Source organism: Ureibacillus endophyticus (genome assembly GCF_024159215.1).
GTDB classification, from domain to species: Bacteria; Bacillota; Bacilli; order Bacillales_A; family Planococcaceae; genus Ureibacillus; species Ureibacillus endophyticus.
The window spans coordinates 2,135,646-2,155,333 of the sequence record NZ_JAMYWW010000001.1; the positions used below are offsets into that span (position 1 = coordinate 2,135,646).

The 19,688-nt window shown below is 35.8% G+C and carries 18 protein-coding genes; 2 read left to right on the forward strand and 16 right to left on the reverse strand.

Features of this window, described 5'->3' with window-relative positions; genetic code table 11:
* Positions 1 to 25 precede the first annotated feature (25 nt).
* The 3 genes from NKR20_RS10485 to mce form a co-directional block, all read right to left on the reverse strand.
* A complete protein-coding gene (locus NKR20_RS10485; protein ID WP_253426352.1) occupies positions 26 to 985 on the reverse strand; it encodes a hypothetical protein in 960 nt (319 codons plus the stop codon).
* 98 nt (positions 986 to 1,083) lie between these two features.
* Positions 1,084 to 2,631: an acyl-CoA carboxylase subunit beta gene (locus NKR20_RS10490; protein ID WP_121214826.1), complete on the reverse strand. Its 1,548-nt coding sequence runs from the start codon at positions 2,629 to 2,631 to the stop codon at positions 1,084 to 1,086.
* 2 nt (positions 2,632 to 2,633) lie between these two features.
* The gene (mce, locus tag NKR20_RS10495; protein WP_121214827.1) at positions 2,634 to 3,047 is read right to left on the reverse strand and encodes a methylmalonyl-CoA epimerase; all 414 of its coding nucleotides are present in this window, start codon (positions 3,045 to 3,047) and stop codon (positions 2,634 to 2,636) included.
* A gap of 124 nt (positions 3,048 to 3,171) precedes the next feature.
* Here mce and prli42 point away from each other — a divergent pair, with 124 nt between their 5' ends.
* Positions 3,172 to 3,264 carry a stressosome-associated protein Prli42 gene (gene prli42, locus NKR20_RS10500; protein ID WP_153062698.1) on the forward strand — a complete coding sequence of 31 codons (93 nt, stop codon included), beginning with the start codon at positions 3,172 to 3,174 and terminating at the stop codon, positions 3,262 to 3,264.
* Positions 3,265 to 3,287: 23 nt separating this feature from the next.
* On the opposite strand, the gene NKR20_RS10505 is transcribed toward prli42, so the two are convergent.
* The 10 genes from NKR20_RS10505 to NKR20_RS10550 form a co-directional block, all read right to left on the reverse strand.
* Positions 3,288 to 4,265, reverse strand: coding sequence for an aromatic acid exporter family protein (locus NKR20_RS10505; protein ID WP_253428113.1), 978 nt, complete (start codon positions 4,263 to 4,265; stop codon positions 3,288 to 3,290).
* Between the two features lie 92 nt (positions 4,266 to 4,357).
* Positions 4,358 to 4,798: a BrxA/BrxB family bacilliredoxin gene (locus NKR20_RS10510; protein ID WP_121214829.1), complete on the reverse strand. Its 441-nt coding sequence runs from the start codon at positions 4,796 to 4,798 to the stop codon at positions 4,358 to 4,360.
* A 75-nt stretch (positions 4,799 to 4,873) separates the two neighbouring features.
* Positions 4,874 to 5,953 carry a methylmalonyl Co-A mutase-associated GTPase MeaB gene (meaB, locus tag NKR20_RS10515; RefSeq protein ID WP_121214830.1) on the reverse strand — a complete coding sequence of 360 codons (1,080 nt, stop codon included), beginning with the start codon at positions 5,951 to 5,953 and terminating at the stop codon, positions 4,874 to 4,876.
* Positions 5,953 to 8,103, reverse strand: a complete 2,151-nt coding sequence (gene scpA / locus NKR20_RS10520; RefSeq protein ID WP_121214831.1) for a methylmalonyl-CoA mutase — start codon at positions 8,101 to 8,103, stop codon at positions 5,953 to 5,955. The genes meaB and scpA overlap by 1 nt, the downstream gene beginning before the upstream one ends.
* Positions 8,100 to 9,794: a methylmalonyl-CoA mutase family protein gene (locus NKR20_RS10525; RefSeq protein ID WP_253426365.1), complete on the reverse strand. Its 1,695-nt coding sequence runs from the start codon at positions 9,792 to 9,794 to the stop codon at positions 8,100 to 8,102. Before NKR20_RS10525 ends, scpA begins: the two co-directional genes overlap by 4 nt.
* Positions 9,795 to 9,910: 116 nt before the next feature.
* On the reverse strand, positions 9,911 to 11,182 hold the full coding sequence (locus NKR20_RS10530) for a dihydrolipoamide acetyltransferase family protein (RefSeq protein WP_301286017.1): 1,272 nt from the start codon (positions 11,180 to 11,182) through the stop codon (positions 9,911 to 9,913).
* 42 nt (positions 11,183 to 11,224) lie between these two features.
* A complete protein-coding gene (locus NKR20_RS10535; protein WP_121214834.1) occupies positions 11,225 to 12,208 on the reverse strand; it encodes an alpha-ketoacid dehydrogenase subunit beta in 984 nt (327 codons plus the stop codon).
* A complete protein-coding gene (locus tag NKR20_RS10540) occupies positions 12,208 to 13,218 on the reverse strand; it encodes a thiamine pyrophosphate-dependent dehydrogenase E1 component subunit alpha (protein ID WP_121214835.1) in 1,011 nt (336 codons plus the stop codon). The genes NKR20_RS10535 and NKR20_RS10540 overlap by 1 nt, the downstream gene beginning before the upstream one ends.
* Positions 13,219 to 13,376: 158 nt before the next feature.
* Entirely contained in the window at positions 13,377 to 14,798 is a 1,422-nt protein-coding gene (gene lpdA / locus NKR20_RS10545; RefSeq protein ID WP_253426382.1) for a dihydrolipoyl dehydrogenase, read from the reverse strand.
* Between the two features lie 165 nt (positions 14,799 to 14,963).
* Complete coding sequence (locus NKR20_RS10550) at positions 14,964 to 16,058, reverse strand: Leu/Phe/Val dehydrogenase (protein ID WP_253426385.1); 1,095 nt, start codon at positions 16,056 to 16,058, stop codon at positions 14,964 to 14,966.
* 264 nt (positions 16,059 to 16,322) lie between these two features.
* Between NKR20_RS10550 and NKR20_RS10555 the strand changes: the two genes are divergently transcribed.
* A complete protein-coding gene (locus NKR20_RS10555) occupies positions 16,323 to 16,562 on the forward strand; it encodes a DUF2627 domain-containing protein (RefSeq protein ID WP_121214838.1) in 240 nt (79 codons plus the stop codon).
* 53 nt (positions 16,563 to 16,615) lie between these two features.
* Here NKR20_RS10555 and NKR20_RS10560 read toward each other — a convergent pair whose 3' ends face one another.
* The 3 genes from NKR20_RS10560 to NKR20_RS10570 all read right to left on the reverse strand — a co-directional run bounded on the left by NKR20_RS10560 (position 16,616) and on the right by NKR20_RS10570 (position 19,364).
* On the reverse strand, positions 16,616 to 17,338 hold the full coding sequence (locus NKR20_RS10560) for a glycerophosphodiester phosphodiesterase (RefSeq protein WP_253426399.1): 723 nt from the start codon (positions 17,336 to 17,338) through the stop codon (positions 16,616 to 16,618).
* Positions 17,338 to 18,906 (reverse strand): FapA family protein, encoded by a 1,569-nt coding sequence (locus NKR20_RS10565; protein WP_253426403.1) that lies wholly within the window; start codon positions 18,904 to 18,906, stop codon positions 17,338 to 17,340. Before NKR20_RS10565 ends, NKR20_RS10560 begins: the two co-directional genes overlap by 1 nt.
* 197 nt (positions 18,907 to 19,103) lie before the next feature.
* Complete coding sequence (locus NKR20_RS10570; RefSeq protein ID WP_253426406.1) at positions 19,104 to 19,364, reverse strand: phage holin; 261 nt, start codon at positions 19,362 to 19,364, stop codon at positions 19,104 to 19,106.
* Between the last annotated feature and the right edge of the window lie 324 nt (positions 19,365 to 19,688).

Below are 19,688 nucleotides of genomic sequence, written 5' to 3' on the forward strand. Positions count from 1 at the left end.
CTCTATATGAAGGAAAACAACCATGTTACATTGCAATTCCCAGAATGTCTTTTTTCTTTTGGTCAATCGTTTCGTATTCACTTTTCACGATTTTCTTCTTCTCTGCTAATTTATTCATCGTATTTCGAACATCAGATAACACTCTTGAGATTTGTTCCTGTGAAGATGATATTTTTGAATGTACAGACCATGCCGAAAAAATATCATCAAAAAAATAATCTGCAAATCGAACAAAGCCATCTGTATTTACATCGAGATGCCTAGTACTCATCTCTTGAATATCTAATAACTCATTCTTAAATCTTTGTAACGCCATTTGTGCTTTATGAATAGCCGATTCTGATTCATTTAATTTTTCATATTTTAAATGAGTTGCAATTAGTCCACCACCAAGGAAGGTATCCCAAGTTGAATAATTACTAGCAGATTTCAAAGAGTCTAACGCCGAATAGAGTGCATTAATTGCTTGATTACCAGCATCTTCCGCTTCCTCGATTTCCTTCTCTAATCGTTTACAATTATTTTCGTTCTCCTCAAGTTTTGCTAATTCGTCCGCTAATAACGGATGATGATTATTAATCCATTTTCTCTTCTCATTTGTAAGATTTTCATACTCTTTCATCATTGTCTGTTCATCTTTTTGTGCAATGTTATTTTTTATCTTTTCTAAATCGCTTACAAGATCTCTTTTCATTAAAAACGTTTCATTTAATCGAAGCTCGATTGTAGCCGCTTTATCAATTTTATTGGCACGAAGCTCATCTTGTTTTCCTGTCCAATTCCGAAATAAATTAATAAAACTAAAATGTTCTAATTTTTCTAATCTTTCGCGAATCTCTTTTAACTCATCTTCATAATTCTTAATTTCGTCCTCTATTTTTTCTAGCTGAGCAGAAATAACAGTTTTCTGGTTTTTAAGTTTTTCTAAGTTCTTAATCTCTAAAAATATCTCTTCTTGTTTTTTTGTCAATATTTCAAAGTCCATGTTCATTCCCCCTATCTATTCATACGGATGATGTTGGAAAAATGATTCAAAAAAAATAAGAGTTATCCAAATTATTGGACAACTCTTTTTGCAAAGTATTATAGAGGAATATTTCCGTGTTTTTTCTTCGGTCTTGATTCTTCTTTTTTATCTAACATATCTAATGCTTGAATTAATTTAATACGAGTATCACGTGGGTCGATTACATCATCAACCATACCACGAGATGCTGCTACATAAGGATTAGCGAATTTTTCTTTGTATTCTTCAATTTTAGCCGCGCGAGTTGCTTCTGGATCTTCAGATTTTGCAATTTCTCCAGCAAAGATAATGTTTGCTGCACCTGCTGCACCCATAACTGCGATTTCAGCGTTTGGCCAAGCGAATACTAAATCCGCACCAATTGATTTAGAGTTTAATGCAACGTATGCGCCACCGTATGCTTTACGAAGGATAACTGTAATTTTTGGAACAGTTGCTTCAGAGTAAGCATATAAGATTTTCGCTCCGTGACGGATGATTCCACCATGTTCTTGTTTAACACCTGGGAAGAAACCAGATACGTCTTCAAATGTAATGATTGGAATATTGAAAGCATCACATGTACGAATGAAACGAGCCGCTTTATCTGAAGAGTCGATATCTAATCCACCAGCTAATGCTTTTGGTTGGTTACATACTAAACCTACAGATTCCCCACCGATACGTGCAAAACCTACAACGATGTTTTTCGCAAATTCAGCTTGTACTTCCATGAAAGAACCTTCATCGACAACTTGCTCAACTACTTTACGTACATCGTATGCTTTTGTTGGTTCAATTGGAACATAATCGATAATATCTGGACGATAGTCATCGCCTTCAGGTTTTGGATATTTTGGCGCTTTTTCTTTATTACTTTGTGGTAAATAGCTTAATAATCGACGAATTTGTTCAATTGATTCATGTTCAGATGGTGCGCGGAAATGTGCATTACCACTAATTGAGTTATGTACTTTTGAACCGCCTAAACCTTCAGAAGAGATTTTTTCTCCTGTTACTGTCTCAATTACTTTTGGACCAGTGATGAACATTTGTGAAGTTTTATCAACCATTAAAATAAAGTCTGTAATCGCTGGAGAGTAAACCGCTCCACCTGCACAAGGTCCCATAATAACTGAAATTTGTGGAATTACACCTGAATAAATTGCATTACGATAGAAAATATGACCGTATCCATCTAATGAAAGTACCCCTTCTTGAATACGAGCACCACCTGAATCGTTAATTCCGATAAATGGTGTACCATTTTTAGCAGCTAAGTCCATTACAGCAGCAATTTTCTTCGCATGCATTTCACCAAGTGCACCGCCAAAAACTGTGAAGTCTTGAGCAAATAAATAAACGTTACGTCCATTTACTTTACCAAAACCAGTAACAACACCATCTCCAGGTCCAACTTGTTTGTCCATACCGAAGTCAGTAGTACGGTGTGTAATGAAAGGATTAATCTCTACAAAAGTACCTTCGTCTAATAATAATTCAATACGCTCACGTGCAGTAAGCTTTCCTTTTTCGTGTTGCTTTTCAATACGTGCATCGCCACCACCAAGTTCGATTTCACGCTTTCGGTCATACATTTCATTAATTTTATCGAACATATCCATGATTACTTTTCCCCTTTTCCACTTTTATCGCATAGCTCGTATAGAACTCCGAATGAATCTTTTGGGTGTAGGAATGCAACTTCTGCTCCTCCAGCACCTGGTTTTGGTTCGTCTGATAGAATACGTACACCTTTTTCACGTAACTCTTGCATTCTCTCACGAATTCCTGTTACTCCAAAGGCAACATGCTGAATTCCTTCTCCGCGCTTTTCGATATGGTTATAAATTGCGCTGTCTTCACTTGTTGGTTCCAATAACTCAAACTTTACATTTCCTGCATCTATAAATGCCACTCTCACATTTTGAGATGGAACTTCTTCAATTTTTAATAATTTTAATCCTAGGACTTCTGTATAATATGGAATACGTTCATCTAGGCTTTTCACAGCGATACCAATATGATCCACTTTTTCCATTGTAACACCCCTCCTGTTATAGTACAAATCTATTTTAACGAATTTAAAAACAACTCGCTACATACTTGAGAAAAATTTCAAATTTGATAAACTAAATCTAAGAAAAAAAGGAGAGTACGAGCATATGAGTAATAAAAAATTTCAGAAAATAGTTGTATATTGTATGATAGCCATCATGGTTATTTCAACTTTAGCTTTTGGTCTATCATTCTTCTAAATTCAACTTTATTGCGATTACTGCTACGTGGTAATCGCTTTTTTCTTTTTAATCCCTTTAAAGGATTGTTTAATCTCTAAATACTCATCCATTTCTTCAATAAATTGATATAGTGATGCCATGGCAAGAAATTTTTCATGATTTTCAGGTAATGGCATTTTAGCAAACTCTTGTTTTACTATATCCAATTTGTCTCTAAATTTTTTCGCCGTATTTCCTGAATGGACGTTGATTGATAACTCCTCCATAAAATCTGCAACAAGTTCTGCTTGTTGTACCATAACAGGCAAAGTAGTAATCTTTGGTAACACCCGCTCAATAATTTCTAGCTGCTTTTCACGCATATCAAAATATAAATAATATTGATTTTCTTTTCTGGCTAAATGATTTTCAACATCTTTGAAGGCGAGGGATTTTGCTTTATTTAGCAGATTAACTGCTTCAATAATCTCTTTCCCGTCCCAGGAGGTATCCCCATTGCGCAAATATTTGACAATTTCAGAAAATATAGAACAGTATAATTCCTCAATTTGATTAATGTAATGATCCAATTGTTTTTGATAATCACCCATATACATATTCACGGCAAGTCCCGTTCCAAAACCAATTGCCATTAAAGATAGCTCATTCCATAATAAATCAACCGTAAAATTACCTTCATTATAAATGTGCATCATAATGACAACACTTGAAACAAATCCGTCTGAAACTCGTAATGATACAATAGTTGGAATAAACACTAATAACATTAAACCTAGTACAATGGGATAATAGCCAAACGATTCTAATGCTACAAAGGCAAATATCATGCCGATAATACTTGCAACCACTCTCGTGTAAACGGCATGCACAGATTTCTTTTTAGTCGTTTGTACGCAGAGAATCGTTAAGATCGCTGCTGAACTAAAAAAATGTAAGTCAAAATAAGCTGCTAGGAATAATGCGATAGATGCACCAACAGCAGTTTTTATAGTTCGATAGCCAATTTTAAACTTTTTAATAAAAGTTCCCCCTTAATTGACTGTTACATCGTATATATAAGAAAGAACATGTCCTTAAAGAATAAACTTTAAGGACGTGTCTTTACTAAATGTTAAACTTCTTCACAAAACTCTTCAAAGTTTGCTTGTAGATTAGTAATAACAGACATTGGGTCATGTCCTTCAATTTCATGACGTCCGATATCAGCTACTACTTTCCCATCTTTTAATAGAACAAAAGATGGAGAAGAAGGAATATGATTATCACCAAAGAAATAACGTGCTGCTGCAGTTGCTTCTTTATCTTGACCAGCAAATACTGTAACTAAATGATTTGGTCTTTTATCATAATGAATAGCATTGGCTGCTGCTGGACGAGCAATTCCACCTGCACAACCACATACTGAATTCACCATTACTAATGTAGTACCAGGACGTGCAAATGCTTCTTCCACCTCTTCAGGCGTACGCAGCTGCTCATAGCCTGCAGCCTCCATTTCAGCACGTGCTGTTCTTTTAATTTCCTCCATAAATAAATCATAATCCATGTTCATAATTTATCGCTCCTTTCAACTAATCATTTTAACATAAAGACCCTAGTTTATATGATAAAAACACTTCTTTTCTATTTAGGAAAATAACTTTAATACGCCTTGTGTTACTGTAATTTCCCCTTTTAAAATGGCATTTTCTAATGCTTTAACCTGAGTCTTTTTATCGCGATCATTGAAAAATGAGTCGATTAAATGATCAACAATCATGGATTGGAACCATTCACGGGTTTGTTCTAATCTTCTTGTTTCCCAATAGGAAGACTCTTTGATCGTCGTTTCGAACTGACAAATCATCTCCCAAGCTTCTTTTAAACCTGTTTTTTCAAGAGATGATGCAGGAAGTGCTTTACTCATCCAACCAGGTGTTGCAGGTTGTAGGAAGTGTAAAATTTGCATATATTCACGCACCGTTTTTCTAGCTTTTGGAATATTATCACCGTCACTTTTATGAACAATGATTCCATCCGCTAACTCCATGATGCCCTTTTTCATTCCTTGCAGTTCATCACCAGCACCTGTTAACACTAGAAGTAAAAAGAAATCTACCATTCCCCGTACAAAGGTTTCACTTTGGCCAACACCAACTGTTTCAATTAGGATGACATCATAACCAGCTGCTTCACAAATAAGCATCGTTTCACGTGTTTTTTTATGAACCCCACCTAAAGTTCCTGCACTTGGAGAAGGTCGTACAAAGGCGTTTCGATTACGACTTAGTTCTTCCATCCTTGTTTTATCACCTAAAATACTCCCTCCCGAAAGAGATGAGCTTGGGTCAATGGCAAGAACAGCGACTTTTTTCCCCATATTGCAAAGCATTGAACCAAAGGCCTCGATAAATGAGCTCTTTCCTGCTCCTGGTACTCCCGTAATTCCGATTCGAATACTGTTCCCTGTATACGGTAAGAGTTCTTGCAATAAATTTTGGGCCTGTTCTTTATGCTCAGGATTAGAACTTTCGATTAGTGTGATTGCTTTGGAGAGTGAAGTACGAGCACCTTCTCGCACTTCACCTGCCAATTTTTGAATGTCAATTTGTTCTTGCTTTTTTTTACGAAACTTTTTTGGTGTAACTTTCATTCCGTCATGGCCACCTTCAACACCAGGCTTTACTTCTAGAGCACTCCTCTCTGGCATTGAATTACGTCCATCCATTATTCAGTCACTTCCTCGTAACCTAATCGTTTGTAGATCTCTTCAATAATTTTCATTGCTGAAACTGGGATTACAGTACCTGGACCGAAAATCGCTACTGCTCCAGAATCATATAAATATTCATAATCTTGTGCAGGAATAACTCCACCAACAATAACGATGATGTCTTCACGTCCAAGTTTTTTCAGTTCTTCAACTAGTTCTGGTACTAATGTTTTATGTCCAGCCGCTAAAGAAGACACACCCACACAATGAACATCATTTTCTACAGCCATTTGAGCTGCTTCTTCTGGGGTCATGAATAATGGAGAAATGTCAACGTCGAAACCTAGGTCGGCATAACCAGTAGCAACTACTTTTGCTCCACGGTCGTGTCCATCTTGTCCCATTTTTGCAACAAGAATACGTGGGCGACGTCCTTCATTTTCAAGGAATTCTTCTGTCATTTGTTTTACTTCTTGGATTAGTTCTTCATCAGAGAAGTTTGAAGAGTATACTCCAGAAATAGAACGAATAATTGCTTTATGACGTCCTGATACTTTTTCAATAGCATCAGAAATTTCACCTAGTGATGCACGAGCGCGAGCAGCATCTACAGCAACTGCTAATAAGTTTTCTTCACCTGTTTCAGCTGCAACTGTTAGTCTTGCTAAATGTTTTTGCACTTCTTCTTCATTACGATTTGCTTTTAATGCATCTAAACGCTCGATTTGTTTTTGACGAACAAGTGTGTTATCGATATCTAAGATTTCAATTGGTTCTTCAACATCTAATAGATATTTATTTACACCAACGATAGTTTCTGATTTAGAATCGATTTTTGCTTGGCGTTTTGCTGCAGACTCTTCAACTTTCATTTTTGGTAAGCCTGTTTCGATTGCTTTTGCCATACCGCCTAGTTCTTCGATTTCTTCGATTAATGCCCATGCTTTTTCAGTAAGTTCATCTGTTAATTTTTCAACGTAGTATGAACCACCCCATGGATCGATTACTTTAGTCATTCCTGTTTCTTCTTGTAAGAATAATTGCGTATTACGAGCAATACGTGCTGAGAAGTCTGTTGGTAAAGCAATGGCTTCATCAAGTGCGTTTGTATGAAGTGATTGAGTATGACCCATTGCAGCAGCGTTCGCTTCAATTAATGTTCGTGTAACGTTATTGAATGGATCTTGCTCTGTTAAAGACCATCCAGATGTTTGTGAGTGAGTACGTAACGCTAATGATTTAGGATTTTTCGGGTTAAATGTACTCATCATTTGTGCCCAAATACGGCGTGCAGCACGCATTTTTGCAACTTCCATATAATAATTCATTCCGATTGCCCAGAAGAATGATAAACGTGGAGCAAAGGAATCAATATCAATACCTGCTTTTAAACCAGTACGTACATATTCAAGACCATCAGCTAATGTATAAGCTAACTCGATATCGTTTGTCGCACCAGCTTCTTGAATATGGTAACCAGAAATTGAGATTGAGTTAAATTTCGGCATAAATTTACTTGTATATTCAAAAATATCTGCAATGATTTTCATAGACATTTCTGGTGGGTAAATGTATGTGTTACGAACCATATATTCTTTTAAAATATCGTTTTGAATTGTACCTGCAAGCTTTTCAGGTGTTACCCCTTGTTCTTCTGCAGCAACAATGTAGAATGCCATTATTGGTAATACTGCACCGTTCATTGTCATAGATACTGACATTTGATCAAGTGGGATACCATCAAATAAGATTTTCATATCTTCAATTGAGTCGATTGCAACCCCAGCTTTACCAACATCCCCTTTTACACGAGGATGGTCTGAGTCATAACCACGGTGAGTCGCTAAGTCAAATGCTACAGATAACCCTTTTTGACCCATCGCTAAGTTTCGGCGATAAAAAGCATTTGATTCTTCAGCAGTCGAGAAACCTGCATATTGACGAACTGTCCAAGGACGAGCAACATACATCGTTGGGTAAGGACCACGCGTATTTGGTGCAATCCCTGATACGTCATTTAAATGTTTCACATGCTGAATATCTTCTTTATTATAAAATTCTTTTACTTCAATACCTTCATTTGTCATGAATGTTTGAGTAGGTGTAAGTTTTTCGTCTAATAATACTTGTTCAATATTAACTGATTTAAAGTTTGGTGTTGTCATTGTTGTGCCCCCTTCACACTTTCAAGTACCTCGTTTAACTTTTCAACGATATTTTGACCTGCAAAAATAAAGCCGTTTAGTCCGTTTTCTAACCATGCTGATTCTTCGTCTTTATATTTACCTGCAGCATCTAAAATTAAGTTTTCAGGTTTAACTGAAAGTAGTGTTGGCACAAGTTCTTTTGTATCCTCATCTTTTGCAGCTACAATCACATAATCGTAATTTGCATTTTGTAGCCATTCTTTCGCAGCATCAACAGTTATAATTTCTCCTGATTGTTCTGGAGACACACCTGCTGTAGCAAAGAATCCTGAAACAAAGTCTGCACGCGGTTTGAAATCTTTTAATTTTCCGAAAGTTAAAATTGCAATTTTAGGTTGTGTAGCACTATATTTTTCACGTAACTGTTCAAATGGAATTGCTAAACGTTTTATTGATGCGAATGCTGCGTTAGTTTCCGCTGGTAATTCATCAACCGGATTAGCATATATGTTTGTACCGATTAACGATTGTTTACGTGTTTGTACAGCTTTTAATCGATCGTTATATACTTTTTCAAGACTTTCTTGTAATTTGCCAGATTCAACATAAGCATCAAATCCACCGTTTTCTTGGATCTCTAAGAATAATGCCCAAGCTTTTTCTACAAATTCTGCAGTTAAAGTCTCAAGGAAGTACGAACCGCCTGCTGGATCTAATACATTCTCAACTTGTGACTCTTCTTTTATCACTAATAATACGTTTCGTGCAATACGGATTGATTTATCAGTAGGTTTTGATAGAACATCATGTGGATGTACTGTAAAGAAATCTGCCCCACCGATTAGTCCAGAGAATGCTTCATTTCCTGCACGTAGTAAGTTTACATAAACATCTAATTTTGAGTAACTACGTAATGAGTTTTCTGCCACAACAGGAATAGCAACTGGATTATTAACGCCATATGCAGCAGCAAATGCTTTCCATAATACTTTAAACGCACGAAGCTTAGCAACTTCCACAAAGAATTGTGTATCAATCGCAAAGTTTACAAAGAAGTTTTTCGAGAATTGTTCGAAATCACCGTCTTTAATTTCCTTTGCAGCGATTGCTAATGCGATAGCTAGTTCTTGTACTGCATTTGCACCTTCATAATGATATGTAACAGTATTCGCGCTAACTGTACGAACATTTTCAAAGCCATCTAATTCGATTGGTGACTCTGTAATAATAAATCCTTGTACTTTTTCTTTATTTTCAATTTTATTAAAAACTTGTAAAAGGGAGTCGTTTTTATTTTGAATAATAAATTTGAATGGGTTTTGGACTAAATATGTCGCTAATTTTTCTAAGTTTGTATCGTTCCATTCGAAATTTGTACGAGCATCAATTGTTAAACAATTATTTCCTCGTTCAATGCTATCTTCTAGATTCGAGAAAAATTGTTCTGATGTGTCACCATAAATTTGCTGAGCAGCTTGTAAGCCCTCTGAACTTTTAAGTGAACGAATTGTTGCAATTTGCTTTTCTAACTCATCACCAATTTTGTCTACTAATGTTTCTTGTGTGTAAAGTGGAGATAGAGTTACATCTTCTGCAAGTTTTGTGAAAAGAGATTCAAAAGGTTTCCCCTTTAGAGCCTTAATTGCTTCTTCTTTCCATTGTTCATAACTTGCTGTCTGAAATTGAATATCTTTCATTTTAATTGACATAAGTTCGCTATTCAGCTTCCCCCTTTAAAAAATATAATATTATTCTACATTACAAAGCCTTCGCAATAAAGCAAAAAAATAAACGGAAGCCTGATATTTAAGGCTTCCGCTATGATTTAAAAAATCGAATTCGCATTATAATTTGTTTTTTCGACGATATCTTTCACTTTATTTAGAAATTTCCCACAAATCAATCCATCTAAAATTCTGTGATCTAAAGATAAACATAAATTTACCATATCACGTGCTGCAAACATGTTATCATGCATGATTACCGGTCTTTTTACAATTGATTCCACTTGTACAATAGCAGCTTGAGGATAATTGATTATTCCCATAGATTGTACAGATCCAAATGACCCCGTATTGTTCACCGTGAAAGTACCACCTTGCATATGTTCAGGTCGAAGTTTTCCTGAACGCACAAGGGTTGACAATTCATGAATCTCTTTCGCTATACCTTTCACCGTTTTGTCATCTGCATTTTTTATGACAGGAACAAATAACGCATCATCTGTTGCCACAGCTATGGAAATATTTATATCCTTTTTTTGTATGATTTTATCGCCAGCCCAAACAGAATTCATTTGTGGAAATTCTTTTAAAGCTTGTGCAATTGCTTTTACGAAAAAGGCAAAATATGTTAAATTATAACCTTCACGTTTTTTAAATTCATCTTTTATTTTATTGCGATATGCAACAAGTTCTGTTACATCCGCTTCTATCATCATCCATGCATGAGGTACTTCTTGTTTACTTCGAACCATATTATTTGCAATGGCACGACGAACGGATGTAACAGGAATTTCTATGTCTTGAGAAGATGAAATTGGCGAAATCTTCGTCTCTTGTAAATTATCAGTTTGTTTGTCCACTTTAGATTGTTGTGGAACTTCTTGTGGCACTACATTAGTAGCTGCTTTTTGCTGTTTTGTTGAGTGTCCAGCTTCGAGATAGTTCAATACATCTTTTCGTGTAATACGACCTTCTAAACCAGTTCCTTTAATTACTTGAAGATCAATATTATGTTCTTGTGCGAGTTTTAAGACAGCTGGGGAGTAGCGCTTCTTTTGAGGTGATGCATTCGTAGGTTTCTTCATACTACCCGCATTTAAAATTGCTGCACTTATGTTCGATGTTACTTGTTTCTGCTCTTCTTGTTTTGCTTCTTCCACTTCTATCGTACACACGACTGCTCCAACTGGAAGTGTTTCTCCCTCATTTGCTATCAGTTCAGTAATAACACCAGAAAAGGAAGAAGGTATTTCTGCATTTACTTTATCTGTTACAACTTCAGCTAGTGGGTCATATTTATTTACTTTATCCCCTGGTTTCACAAGCCATCTTTCTATGGTGCCTTCTGTAACACTTTCTCCTAACTGAGGCATTAATATTTGTTGATTTGCCACCTAAAATACCCCCTACTTGAGCTAGAATGCTGCTAAATCTCTCATTGCTACTTCTATTTTTTCAGGATTAATCATGAAATATTTTTCCATTGTCGGAGCATAAGGCATTGCAGGCACATCTGGACCAGCAAGGCGCTGAATTGGTGCATCCAGTTCAAACAAACAATGTTCTGCAATAATGGCCGCTACTTCACTCATGATACTTCCTTCTTTATTATCTTCAGTAATTAACAACACTTTTCCTGTTTTACTAGCTGCTTCAATAATCGATTCTTTATCTAGTGGATAGATAGTACGTAGATCTAGAATATGTGCTTCAATTCCATCCATTGCTAATCGTTCTGCAGCTTGGAGGGCAAAATGTACTGCAAGACCATATGTTATTACAGTAATATCATCACCCTGCCGTTTAACATCTGCCTTTCCTATCGGTACGATATAATCTTCAGTCGGAACTTCCCCTTTGATTAATCGGTAAGCACGTTTGTGTTCAAAGAATAAAACAGGATCCTCGTCTCGTATTGCAGCTTTTAATAAGCCCTTCGCATCATATGGAGTGGAAGGTATAACGATTTTTAGCCCTGGAGTTCCTGCAAATAGCGCTTCAACCGATTGCGAATGATAAAGGGCGCCATGGATTCCACCACCAAAGGGAGCACGGACAACAATTGGACAGCTCCAATCATTATTTGAACGATAGCGTATTTTAGCTGCTTCAGAGACAATTTGATTTACTGCTGGCATAATAAAATCTGCAAATTGCATTTCTGCAATTGGGCGCATTCCTACCATTGCAGCACCAATTGCCACACCTGCAATCGCACTTTCCGCTAAAGGAGTATCAAGGACACGATATTCTCCAAATTGGTCATAAAGCCCTTGTGTTGCTTTGAATACCCCACCTTTACGCCCAACATCTTCTCCAAGAACGAATACACCTTCATCTCGTTCCATTTCTTCCTTCATCGCTAGATTAATCGCTTCAATATAAGAGATTACTGCCATTACCTTTCATCTCCTTCCCAGTATACGTACTTCCTCGCATGCTCTGGAGCTGCATAAGGGGCATTTTCTGCGTAATCTGTTGCTTCATTTACAATTTGCATAACACGTTCATTCATAGTTGCTAGCAACTCATCTGTTGCAACCTTCACATTCTTTAAATAGTTTTCAAATAAAATAATCGGATCATTTGCTTTCCCTTCTGCGATATCTTCAGCAGAACGATATTGTCTGTCATCATCATCAGAAGAATGCGCTGTTAAACGGTAAGTAACCGTTTCAATTAAACTTGGACCCCCACCAGTTCTTGCACGATCAGCTGCTTCTTTTACGACTTTATACACTTCTAATGGATTTTTACCATCAACTGTAACCCCTACCATGCCATAACCAATCGCTCGATCTGATACTTTTGCACAGCCTAATTGCCGTTCAACAGGTACTGAAATTGCATATTGATTATTTTCTACCATGATGATGACAGGCAATTTATGGACACCTGCAAAGTTTGCTCCTTCATGAAAATCACCTTGGTTTGTAGAGCCTTCACCAAGAGTTACAAAGGAAATATAGTCTTTATTTTGCATTTTCCCAGCCAATGCAACACCTACAGCATGCGGAACTTGTGTAGCCACAGGAGATGAGCCTGAAAGAATTCGATTTTTCTTTTGACCAAAGTGTCCAGGCATTTGTCGGCCACCGGAGTTCGGATCTTCTGCTTTTGCAAATGCAGATAACATTAATTCTTTTGGTGTCATGCCAAAATGAAGTACAACTCCCATATCTCGATAATATGGAGCGATGTAATCTTTTGTATTATCAAGAGCAAATGCAGCCCCTACCTGAGCCGCTTCTTGTCCTTGGCAAGAAATTACAAATGGAATTTTCCCTGCACGGTTTAATAGCCACATTCTTTCATCTAGTCTTCTTGCCATTAACATTGTTTCATACATTTTTAACACTTCATCATCTGACAATCCTAATTGTTGGTGATGTAATCTCTCATTTGTCATTCATTCATCCCCTTTCAAAGCAATAACGATTACTTTGCATGCAAGACTAAAAAATTATGAAATGATGTAAAATCTTAAATGCATTCTTTCAATGATTCCGTAATAAATTACCCTTGTACTATTAATATCTATTAATCATCTATACTGAATTATGATATTTAAAAATGAATTGCTCTTCCGTCAACTGCTAGTGCCGCTTCCCCAATTACTTCACTTAAAGACGGATGAGGATGAATCGTTTCACCAATTTCCCATGGTGTTGCATCTAGCAACATAGCTAATGCTGACTCTGAAATCATATCGGTTACATGCGGTCCTACCATATGCACACCGAGAATATCATTCGTCTCTTTATTCCCAATAATTTTAACGAAACCTTCAGATTGTCCATACACTAAAGCTTTTCCAACAGCTTTAAAGGGGAATTTGCCGATTTTTACAGCATGTCCTAATTGAATTGCTTCCGATTCTGTTAAACCAACACTTGCCACTTCAGGATTACTATAAATACAACGAGCCACATTTTTATAATTAATACTTTTTACTGTTCCATGAACAATATGTTCAATTGCTGCTAGCCCCTCATGGGAAGCAATATGGGCCAGTTGCATTCCTCCAATAACATCCCCGATTGCGTAAATATGTTTTTCCTTTGTTTGAAAGTTTTCATTAACTTTAATAAAACCGGAATCACTTTCAATTTCTGTATTCTCTAATCCAATATTTTGGATATTACCAGTTCTTCCAACAGCGATTAATACTTTTTCTGTATGGAATGTCGTTTCTTTATCCTCTATGTTTGCAATAATTTCAACGGTGTTATCTTCTTTAGATGTGCAACTTTGTAGTTTTGCATTAGTTTGGATTGTAATACCTCGATTTTTTAATAACTTCTCTACTTCTTTAGCAATCTCTAAATCTTCTGTTGGTAAGATAGAATTCCCATATTCGAGAACGGTTACTTCTACACCAAAGTCATTTAACATGGATGCCCATTCAATTCCGATTACTCCCCCACCTACAATCGTCATGGACTTCGGTAATTGCTCCATTTGTAATGCATGATCTGAAAATAAAATATGTTTTCCATCAACATCAATTCCATCTAAACTTCGAGGTTTTGATCCAGTTGCGATGATTACATTTTTGGGAATAATCATTTCATTGTCAGAACCATCATTCATCTCAACGGAAATCGTACCGGGCATTGGTGAAAAAATTGAAGGACCTAGTATTCTACCTGTCCCATAAAAAACATCGATTTTCCCCTTTTTCATTAAACCTTTTACACCCTGATGCAATGTATCAACAATGGTTTGTTTGCGTTTCTGTACCGCAGAGAAGTTTAATGTTACCCCTTGAATTTCAACACCATAATTTTGAGCATTTTGTGATTGTCTATATACTTCCGCACTACGTAACAATGCTTTACTTGGAATACACCCTTTATGAAGGCAAGTCCCACCAAGATTTTCTTTCTCTACAATGGCAGTTTTTAAACCTAATTGGGATGCGCGGATTGCTGCTACATAGCCACCCGTTCCACCACCTAAAATGACAACATCGTACTCACGAGCCAAACATACCCCTCCTAGCAAGTAGGGGCTGAGTTAAAATGACTTTAAACTCAGCCTTGTTTAGTAATAAATTTCAACTTTAGAATAGTGCTCCTACAGTGATCACAATTTATTTGCAACGAAAGCAAGAGCGACAGTCCAAAATTAATTACTTTTAGACATCCCTTTTTATCTTCCATTCAATATGTTTTTTCCGTTTCGTAAAAATTGTTTTCTAGATTTTGATACTCGGGCAATACGTTCTTCTGCTAATCGATTTGCCGCTAAGTAAGTAGGGATACCTTCTTGTTTTGAGATTTCGAAAATTTTTGAAATGCTATCATAAATCGTTTCTACGCGTTTCATCGCACGTTCACGATTATAACCGTATAATTCATCCGCTACGTTTATAACACCACCAGCATTGATAACATAATCAGGTGCATACGCAATGCCAAGTTCATGGATAATCTGACCGTGTTTCGAATCCTTTAACTGGTTATTCGCAGAACCTGCAATAACTTTTGCTTTTAGTTGTGGAATAGTTTCGTCATTTATAATTGCACCTAATGCACAAGGTGAGAAAATATCAACATCTTGTTTGTAAATGTCATCTGGATCTACCGCTACCGCATTAAAATCTTTCACAACTCGTTCTACTGCTTTTTTATTAATATCTGTTACAACGAGTTTTGCACCTTCTTTATGGAGATATTCACATAAAGTATATGCAACGTTTCCTAGCCCCTGAACTGCAACTGTACGCCCTTCTAGATGATCAACTCCAAATGCCTCTTTCGCTGCTGCTTTCATTCCAAGGTAAACGCCATAAGCAGTTACAGGTGAAGGGTTACCTGATGAGCCAAATGTAGGAGAAATACCTGTTACATAGTCCGTTTCTTCATGAATAAGGTCCATATCTGTTACTGTTGTTCCTACATCTTCTGCTGTAATATAACGACCATTTAAGCCTTGAATAAAGCGGCCCAATGCTCTAAACATTTCTTCGTTTTTATCCTTGAAAGGGTCACCAATAATGACCGTTTTTCCTCCGCCAAGATTTAACCCTGCTGCCGCATTTTTATATGTCATTCCCCTTGCTAGTCTAAGAGCGTCTTCAATTGCTTGATCCTCTGTTGCGTACGTCCACATTCTTGCTCCACCTAATGCTGGCCCAAGTGTTGTGTCATGTATCGCAATAATTGCTTTTAAACCAGATGCTTTGTCCTGACAGAATACTAGTTGTTCATAATCATACTTTTCCATATAATTAAAAATTTCCATGATGCAGTCCCCTTTCATAAGAAAGCGTTTTCTTTCTGTAAATTAAAAAGAATTAGCTAAAAAAATCATTAATTCCCTAACAATTCACTAGCTTATTTTTACAATACTTTCTATTTCGAGAATAAGCAACTATAAAAGATTAAATTATTGTATTAGCAATATTCTGATTATTAACATTATTCTATCTTATGTATTTTTTTATCGTTTCTTGACTTTCTTTAGGACAATTGTAAAATGAAAGTAGTTGTTAGGAGGGTACATAGAATGGCAAGAATGCTAGCTTTTATCGTATTGCTCATCCCTGCAGTTATGGCTGGGGCAGGAATAAAATTTATGAGAGATACTTTATTTGGAAAACTAATTTCACCTTTCCCTTGGTTATGGTTACAATTTATAATTGGCATTATTTTCTTTTTAATTGGTCTTGGTTTTTTTGCAGGTTTTTTATTACACCGCGATCGAAAAAACGGAAAGGTTGCTCCAAAATTTCAGAAACAGAAATAAAAAACAGACGTTCAAATGAAAGGTTTTTAATCCCCTACTTTTTGAACGTCTGTTTATTTTTTACTGACTTTTTTTGCGACTTTATTAGGATAATCTGTAATCCACCCAATAACTGCAGGATGGGGGTCAGATAAAAATGGTTCTATACCCACTACACTATAAAATCGTATCCGTTTATTCGCCTTTTTACATAAATCCAATAAGTCATGTTTATAGTATCTTTTATGAGCATGAATAGCGTCATAGTGAATGTTTGGACTTAATTGATTCCAATTAAATTTTTTTGTAATGATGAATGCCGTTTCAAAATCAGGTCGTTGCATTTTTACATTTTTGATTAATTCTTCATGAAAGGAAGAAAAATGACTACCTTTTGGCAGCTGAATTCGCCTCAAAAACTGGTTTAACACTTCGACATTATTTATCAGTGTTTCTTTTAATTCGATATTTAGAGGCATTTGATTTTCCATTGCCCAATGAACAACCTCTTCTAAAGTAGGAATTCGCTCCTTCGATAATCTTCTATAAAAATGTTTTCCTAACGGATATGATTGGAGTTCATCATAAGTACATTCATTTATTTTTTTCCTTTTTCCAGTCAATCTGAATAAGTCAATATCATGGAAAACGACAAGAACAGAGTCTTTTGTACATTGAACATCAAGTTCTATCCCATCTGCACCCATTTTCTTTGCTTTTTCAAAAGCTTTAAGTGTATTTTCTAACGCATAACCGGATGCACCGCGATGGGCAAAAATGGATATGTTCCTTGTCATTAAACATTCAACTCTCCATATTCTAAAAGGAATGTACCTTGCGTTGTTTTGTTAAGCAAGGATGATTTTGAACCAATTTGAATATATGTCCCTGGATAGGCTTCTTTTTTAACTACAATTTCTTCTTTTCCGACATTTTTCAAATCGTGCATTAGTTCTTTTATTTCACGGTCTAGTTGTTTTGCATATTCTTTCTTTTTTTCAATTTCTTGTTTAATTTGGTTTAGTCCTGCAGCTTGCTGTCGATTAAGGTTTTGTTTATATTCACCAATCAGGTTAATTTTCGTAGTTAATTGAACGATTTCCTCTTGTGTTGCTTTTAATAAAGATGCCTTTTCTTGAATCAATTCATAGGCTTTATGTTTACTTAAACTTTCAATAATAAGTTCAGTTCTTCTTTCCAGATGATTACCTGCAATTGCAGTAACAATTGTATTTTTAGCAACGGCTTTTCCGCCAATGATTTTACCTTTCCGTTCATCAAGTAATACAGAATTACCAACTAAATATGAGCCTAAAGAATAGAAACCAATAACAATATCCTTTTTGGCGAAAAGTTTAGCATCATTAACATGCTTTACAAAAATACTACCTCCAGCTTCTACCTCTGTTTCCCCAACACCGAAGATGCCACCTTTAATAAAGACATCACCTTCTAATGATTGGATTAGTTTCGCTCCAGTTATCCCTTCTTCGCCTTCTATTGAAATATCACCTGTAGCAACAACAGAAAAACCATTCATTACCGTACCTCTAATTGTAACAGAACCATCAAATTTAATATTCCCTGTTTCAACCCCAACATCACCATCAATAGGTAAATGGCGATTGACTGAAATAAGACCTTGTCTTTCTTCTAGTACACCTCGAGTAGTCGCATATAATACGATTTTGCCATTTTCCTCTACTTCTTTTGCCGAGTTTTTATCATATTTTAACTGAGTGTCTTTACCGAAAGGAGCAGGTACAGCTTCACCATAAACGTTTATTCCATCGATTCCTGGTTTAGCTGGGATTTTTTCACCTAACCAATCTCCTTTTTGAATTTCGAAGATAAAATTAAGATCAAAATAATTTGCCTTACCATCTTCTTGAATCACAGGTTTTCGATCAGGTATTTCTAAATATTTTATTAGCGCATCTTCACCGGGAATAGGTGCTGTGCCTTGAGCAATTAAACTTGCCTTTCCTGGTACTAACTTATTCAGATCAATTTCAGTTATTCCATGAACAATTTTATTTTCTATAAGGGTATTTTTAATTTGGGCAATAAGTTCGTCCTTCTTTTCACGAATTGTTTCTAATGTTTCGTATACGATTATCGAAGCCGACATTTTGTCTTTAGAAACTTCAACTTCTATACTTGGAAGCCAAACTCCAATTTCAAACTGGTCATCGATTGTATCTAATGCACTCTTTAACAATGCAAAGTTTGTTAGTCGAATACGTGGGTATGTTCTTAATATTTCATCAAGTCTTTTTAGTGGAAATCCTTTTCTAGTTGTTCTGAGGAAAATTTTACCATTATCCTCAATAATCATTAGATAGTCATTATTATATACAATCACCCAAATCCCTCCCTTTAACTAGTATATCGAACGATTGGTGTTTTGTTTAGAGACCTTTCTCACATTCCATTATGTTTTTTCCAATTTTTTAGCAATAGATGAAAGTTTGCCTAAAATAATTTTAGCGTAAGTATAAATACTACCACTAAGAGTGTGTGGCAGTAAATGATCCTTACGCTAAATCATTTATAAAATACTTATTCTTCTTTCTTCCTTGGTTCTTTATAGGTCAGTGCTTGATCACTATCCTTCACACCGGATGTGGTTGGGTCAATAATAACCCCAAGCATTGCTAAAACAAGTAATACCGTTTCTACCGTTTGCTCTATTTGCGAACTAATTAGTGTAATATCCACGCCAAATATATCAGCTACTTGATTAGCTAATAATAACAACGCCGAAACAATCGCTATCCAAAACTGTCTATGTCTTAGTCTAACTTTCCAGTTGATTTTCATAATTTCACCCCCAAACATAACTTCTTCTTACTATAATATTCGAGAGTAAATTACTTGAAATAAATAGAATGCCTAACAATATTACTGTTCTAATTTTGAAATTTGTTAGATGCGCTCATTGTGATGAACTCAGAACAGGTAGTTATTTGTTTAATTTTCACGATTCAAGGTCATAGTGATAGCATAATAGGTTATTTTACTAGTTTTTCATTGGTAGATTTTTGAGTAAAAATGAAGAAAACTAAACTAATTATTGCAGAAAAGAAAAAAGACACCTTCCTTTATTGGTATGAGTATACCAATAAATGAAAATGTCTTTTAAAA